The organism is Alcanivorax sp. 97CO-5, from assembly GCF_000524665.1.
Lineage (GTDB): Bacteria > Pseudomonadota > Gammaproteobacteria > Pseudomonadales > Alcanivoracaceae > Alcanivorax > Alcanivorax borkumensis.
In genome coordinates this window covers 1-5,522 of record NZ_KI965887.1, presented here as the reverse complement: position 1 = coordinate 5,522, position 5,522 = coordinate 1, and the positions used below count along the sequence as shown (strand labels likewise).

The window sequence follows — 5,522 nt, the reverse complement described above, 5'->3', positions numbered from 1 at the left end:
CCGGGCAGCCTAAAATCAAATTATAACTATCGACGACCTTTTCTAACCTCGCCAGCTCTTCGACCATGTCAAAAAACTGCTTTTACTACACCTTTCACGAAAGAATCACTGACTAGCTACAAGCTGTTGAAAAGCGACGTGCGCCTCAGTGTCCTGAGGTGTGAAGCTATGGAGTGTTGTCGCGATGGGCGGAGATCAATTGCGGTTAGAGGTCCACTTCAGTCCTCCCTCTCTGGTCTTCCGGGCTGGCACGTCTCGCTTAGTCTATATCACAAGCCGGTCTACCAGATTATTCAAGAGCGTTAGCTTAATAATAGGAGAGTATGCGGGGCTAAATTGTATTCAGTTGCTTCCTTTCTAATGCGTTTCGTAATGTTCTTTTTTCAGTACCTGTAAGGCTCGACTCTTTGCTCCCGGAGATTGGTTATTTGTAAAGTAAACAAGCGTTTACATGATGTTTCAAGATAGTGCGGGGCTCCATAGTGATGAGGGAAAGTGGTATGGTTGCTTTTGTCGTTTTGGGATGGCAGTGAAGAAGGTGTGGCAGGAGAGGTGTTTCTGCGTGCCGCGGCCGTCTTCAGCGGGCTGATGCCTAGTCATTTGCTAAACACAGTTAACGGAATTCGCAGGATATGCCTGCTCCGGTTTGCTTTTAGCTGGCCGTTTCATTGGATCTTAAACTCGGGAAAGGTTAAGAATTATGATAACAGATAAGAGTACGATCACTCCCCTTAAGGCACTGGCTCGGCTCTGTTCGCAACAGGGTGACGCAGTAGCGTTTGTTCAGCCGCTAGGTGGTGGCGAGCTGCGTGAATACACTTGGAAACAGGTAGATGAAGAAGCGCGCAAGATTGCGGCGTATTTGCAATCTATCGGGATGCAGAAAGGTGACCATGTTGCGCTGGTTTCTAAGAACTGTGCTGAGTGGATTATTACCGATGTGGCGATTTGGATGGCAGGAGGCGTTAGCGTTCCTTTATACCCAACCCTTGTGGCTGAAACCGTGCGCCAAATTCTGGAGCACAGCGAATCCAAATTCCTTTTTGTCGGCAAGCTTGACGACTGGGACATAATGAAAGCCGGTGTACCTGACGGTGTTCAGCAGATCGCCTTGAGTCTAGCTCCTGCAGATGTGTTGAAGGACTTCCCGAAGTGGCCAGATATTATCCGTGACACGGCTCCTTTGCTTGAAGTAAACGCTCCGGCCCTGACCGACCTCGCTACCATTGTTTACACTTCGGGGACCACAGGGATGCCGAAGGGGGTAATGCACGATTTTGAAGGTCTTTCCACTGTGGGGGAAAAGATGATCAAACTGTATGACCTGAAGCCGGACGGACGCATGATCTCTTATTTGCCGCTATCTCATGTGGCTGAACGTGTTGCTGTGGAAATCGCTGTTCTCTATGTGGGAAACAAAATTTTCTTCGCCGAATCGCTTGATACCTTCGGTGAAGACATCAAGCGTGCGCAACCGACGGTCTTTTTTGCTGTGCCCCGTATCTGGTCTAAGTTTTATCAGAAAGCTTCTGAAGCGCTGCCACCGAAAAAACTGAATCTTTTACTGAAGATTCCAATCGTCAATAAGATTATCAAGAAGAAGATACTTGGTGCCATGGGGCTGGATGAATGCCGTATCGCGTTGTCAGGGGCTGCTGCGCTGTCCCCCGAGATTATTGCCTGGTTCAAAAAGCTGGATCTAGAAATTCTTGAAGGGTACGGCATGACAGAAAACCTGGCTTGGTCGCATTCTACGGAAGAGGGTGATCAACAGATTGGTTGGGTTGGTACGCCCAATGACGGTGTTGAGTGCCGCATTGGTGATGGTGGTGAGATTTTGGTGCGTAGTGTGGGTAATCTGAAGGGTTACTACAAGCAGCCGGATAAAACAGCGGAAGATTTGACCGAAGATGGTTGGCTGCACACTGGTGATGTGGGCGAAATCGACGGTAAAGGTCGCCTGCGTATCACTGGCCGGGTTAAAGAGATTTTTAAGACGGAGAAGGGCAAATATGTTGCGCCGGCACCCATCGAGAATCGTCTGTCGACAATGCCTGGACTCGAATTAGCCTGCGTGATTGGTCAAGGTATGGGGCAGCCGGTGGCATTGCTCAATCTTACTCCGGAAGAGCAGGAGCGCTTGAGCAAGGATGGTGAGAAAGAGCGCTTCAACAAGGAGCTGGAGAAGTTATTGGCGCGCGTCAATGAAGAGCTGGACCCGCATGAGCGTTTGACCACCCTAATCGTGTGTAAGGATGCCTGGACCGTTGAAAACAACCTGATCACGCCGACGCTGAAATTGAAGCGTAACGAAATCGAAAAACGTTATGGCGATGCAATTGTTCGATGGTCTAAGACCCGAGGAGTGGTTTGGGAAGCGTGAGCGAGATGAAGGAGGCGGACCTAGCGTTGGTTCGCCTTCTTTCTGACGGTTCCTTTCGTTCTGGCTCTGAGCTAGGCGATGAGCTTGGTATTTCGCGGGCGGGAGTCTGGAAGCGAGTGCGGCGGCTTACCGACTTTGGTCTTGCCCTCGAGTCTGTAAAAGGAAAGGGCTATCGGCTGGCTCAGCCTCTGGAATTGATTGACCCAGGCATCGTTAGGCGCCATTTGCATGGCGCTGCAGATTTACATTATCAGTGGGTGACAGGCTCTACCAATGCGGATGCATTGGCTCTGAGTGGCCCTGTTGTCCGTCCTCAAGTTTTCATTACCGAATGTCAGCAGGCGGGTCGTGGTCGTCGAGGTCGTGCCTGGCAGTCTCCTTTTGCGGCTAATCTTTATGCTTCTATTCGCTTCACGCTAAATGGTGGCTTTTCTGCTTTAGGCGGCTTGAGTCTGGCGGTTGGCGTTGTGGTGGGTGAGGCGTTGCGTGCGTTCGACCCCGCCCTTCCTGTTGCGCTCAAGTGGCCCAACGATTTGTTAGTGAATGGTGCGAAGGTTGGCGGCATATTGATTGAGCTGGCAGGTGAAATGGAGGGGCGGGTGGATGTTGTGATTGGCGTTGGGCTCAATGGTCGCATGACTGCCGCTCAGGCGGAGTTGATCGACCAACGGTGGACTGACCTAGCCACTGTGCTAACGGTGATGCCCTCGCGAACGGAGCTGGCAAGCCAGGTGATTACTCAGTTAATGGATATGCTGCCACTTTTTCAGGCGCAAGGGTTTGATGCCTTTAAGGGGGCGTTTGCAGACTTTGATGCCGTGTCCGGTAAAAAAGTGGTGGTCAGTGCTACAGGTCAGAATGTTGTCGGGGTTGCTGTCGGGGTGGCGTCTGATGGTGCGTTGTTGCTGGAAACTGACGATGGGATCCGTTCTCTTTATGGAGGAGAAGTGAGTTTGAGAATTCAATGATGCTGTTTGTTGATGTGGGGAATACCGCCATGAAGTGGCGCTACCGCGATGGTGATGTCATACACCAAGGCGGGGGGCGCCATGAGCGTGAGTGGTCACGAGTGGTTGAGCTCATGCTGAGATCATTAGTAGGCATGCCGAGTGAAATATGGGTGGCCTCGGTGGCCGGGCCGGAGGCTGATGAAACAATTGCTTATTACCTGAAGGAGGCTATTCGTTGCGAGCCCCATTTCTATTATTCTTGTCAGTCAGATTTTGGCGTGGAAAGCTGTTATCCAGAGCCGAGAAAGCTGGGAGTGGACCGTTGGGTGGCAATGATTGAAGGCTTTCAGCGTTATGGTGCCTCCATCATTATAGACTGTGGCAGTGCGTTAACTATTGATGCTGTTGATTCGCGCGGCACTTTTCTTGGTGGCTACATTGTGCCTGGCCTTGGGATGTTGCGAGGCGCCTTGCTGAGAGATACATCGGATGTGCACATTGAGCCGGGAATGGCGCAATTGGGATTGGGGCGGTCTACCGGTGAGTGTGTCCATAACGGACTCTTGCGCATGTCTGTGGCCTTTGTCACGGAGGTGGTGCTTGAACTGCGCCAAGTGCTTGATGATACTTGCAAAGTGCTAGTTACCGGCGGAGATGCCCCGGAGCTCATTGGTGCGTTTACGTTTGAGTTCCTGCATGCCCCTGATTTAGTCCTAGATGGATTGGAGCGGGTGGCGGCACGACAACAATAAATAATAAGGGGGCTGCTGTGCGGTGGATATTCTATAGTTTGTTAGTGATCAACTTGGTCTACGTAGGCTTTCAGTTGGTCGGATCGCTATCCCCCGAATCAGCGTCTCTGAATCTTTCTGAGCCAAGGCATGCGGATGATGAGCGGCTGCAATTGCTTGCAGAGCGGCCGCAGCCACGCAGTGGAGGCGAGGCCGGTGTGCCTAGTGGGAGTTTGTGTACGGTAGTAGGGCCTTGGAAAAATCAAGAAAGAGCTGAGGCGGGCGCCGTTCAGCTTAGAGCCATTGGCTTGTCGGGCAGCGTGCGAAGTTTGAGTGTGCAAAAGGATAGGCTTAATTGGGTCTATTTGCCTCCTTATGCGGGCAGAGCGCGGGCTCTGCAAGTATTGCGTGAGTTGCAGGATCATGGAATCGACAGCTTTGTAGTTAAGAATGGAAAAGATGCCAATGCCATCTCTCTGGGCTATTTTTCTAGTGCAGAATCGGCTGAAGGGCTTCGCGTGAAGATGCAGAATGCGGGTTACCCGGCGTTTGTTCGTGAAACGTCCCGCAATGTGACGGAGTATTGGCTGTATTTGTCTGATTCATCGGTTGAAAATAATCCTGACCTAAAAGTATTTCTTGAGGCAAATCAATCGCTTAATCTTTCCAAGGTGTCCTGTCGCTGAGTTGCTGCGCAATTATTAGGCGTTTGTTGCCTAAGTGGATTGCGTCCCCCCATGCCTTTCTATAGAATTCGCAACCCTTGTGAGCTGGCGTAGCTCAGTTGGTAGAGCAGCTGATTTGTAATCAGCCGGTCGGGGGTTCGACTCCTCTCGCCAGCTCCAATTTATAAATGCTTGGTGACTACTTGAAAAGAAGTTGACAAGTTATTGAAGTGTAAAGAGAATGTAGGCCCTTTTCTGGAGGGGTTCCCGAGTGGCCAAAGGGATCAGACTGTAAATCTGACGCGAAAGCTTCGGAGGTTCGAATCCTCCCCCCTCCACCAGATAAGTTGGTTTTGCCGTGCGGCAGTTGTCGCTAGGGAAACCAAAAGCCGGATTGCTGAAAGGCAAGCAAGGTTAGCGGGTATAGTTCAACGGTAGAACCTCAGCCTTCCAAGCTGATGGTGCGGGTTCGATTCCCGCTACCCGCTCCAAATCCGGAGAAGTTTGGCTGCCGCTAAGGTGGCATGAAGGTTATGCTCATGTAGCTCAGTAGGTAGAGCACACCCTTGGTAAGGGTGAGGTCACCGGTTCAAATCCGGTCATGAGCTCCAGTTTCCGGGCTCGGGTATATCCTGGGCCTGGCTTCATGTGTCTTGATGGTGCCAGGGTGGTCTGCAGGCATAGATTGCAGTCCTTAAATGTGTCTTTCTCGGGTGTATGCGCGCCATATGGCGAAAAAGCACAGCCAAATTAAGAGGTGAAGAGTCGTGGCTAAGGAAAAGTTTGAACGTAA

General features: G+C 51.2%; 4 protein-coding genes and 4 tRNA genes. All 8 read left to right on the top strand.

Features of this window, described 5'->3' with window-relative positions; translation table 11 throughout:
- The first annotated feature begins 700 nt into the window (after positions 1–700).
- The 8 genes from Y017_RS06045 (at position 701) to Y017_RS06010 (ending at position 5,340) form a co-directional block, all read left to right on the top strand.
- A complete protein-coding gene (locus Y017_RS06045) occupies positions 701–2,383 on the top strand; it encodes an AMP-binding protein (protein WP_035459630.1) in 1,683 nt (560 codons plus the stop codon).
- A gap of 5 nt (positions 2,384–2,388) precedes the next feature.
- Positions 2,389–3,351, top strand: a complete 963-nt coding sequence (locus Y017_RS06040; protein WP_035459629.1) for a biotin--[acetyl-CoA-carboxylase] ligase — start codon at positions 2,389–2,391, stop codon at positions 3,349–3,351.
- Complete coding sequence (locus Y017_RS06035; protein WP_011587664.1) at positions 3,348–4,085, top strand: type III pantothenate kinase; 738 nt, start codon at positions 3,348–3,350, stop codon at positions 4,083–4,085. The genes Y017_RS06040 and Y017_RS06035 overlap by 4 nt, the downstream gene beginning before the upstream one ends.
- Before the next feature lie 17 nt (positions 4,086–4,102).
- A complete protein-coding gene (locus tag Y017_RS06030) occupies positions 4,103–4,750 on the top strand; it encodes an SPOR domain-containing protein (RefSeq protein ID WP_035459626.1) in 648 nt (215 codons plus the stop codon).
- Between the two features lie 83 nt (positions 4,751–4,833).
- Positions 4,834–4,909, top strand: a tRNA-Thr gene (locus tag Y017_RS06025).
- A 77-nt stretch (positions 4,910–4,986) separates the two neighbouring features.
- Positions 4,987–5,070 (top strand) — tRNA-Tyr (locus tag Y017_RS06020).
- Positions 5,071–5,146: 76 nt separating this feature from the next.
- Positions 5,147–5,220, top strand: a tRNA-Gly gene (locus Y017_RS06015).
- 44 nt (positions 5,221–5,264) lie between these two features.
- A tRNA-Thr gene (locus Y017_RS06010) sits at positions 5,265–5,340 on the top strand.
- The last annotated feature ends 182 nt before the right edge of the window (positions 5,341–5,522 follow it).

Bases quoted from the DNA above. Each gene is read 5' to 3' on its own strand.
- Y017_RS06045 (WP_035459630.1), top strand. From the start codon at position 701: ATGATAACAGATAAGAGTACGATCACTCCCCTTAAGGCACTGGCTCGG.
- Y017_RS06040 (WP_035459629.1), top strand. From the start codon at position 2,389: ATGAAGGAGGCGGACCTAGCGTTGGTTCGCCTTCTTTCTGACGGTTCC.
- Y017_RS06035 (WP_011587664.1), top strand. From the start codon at position 3,348: ATGATGCTGTTTGTTGATGTGGGGAATACCGCCATGAAGTGGCGCTAC.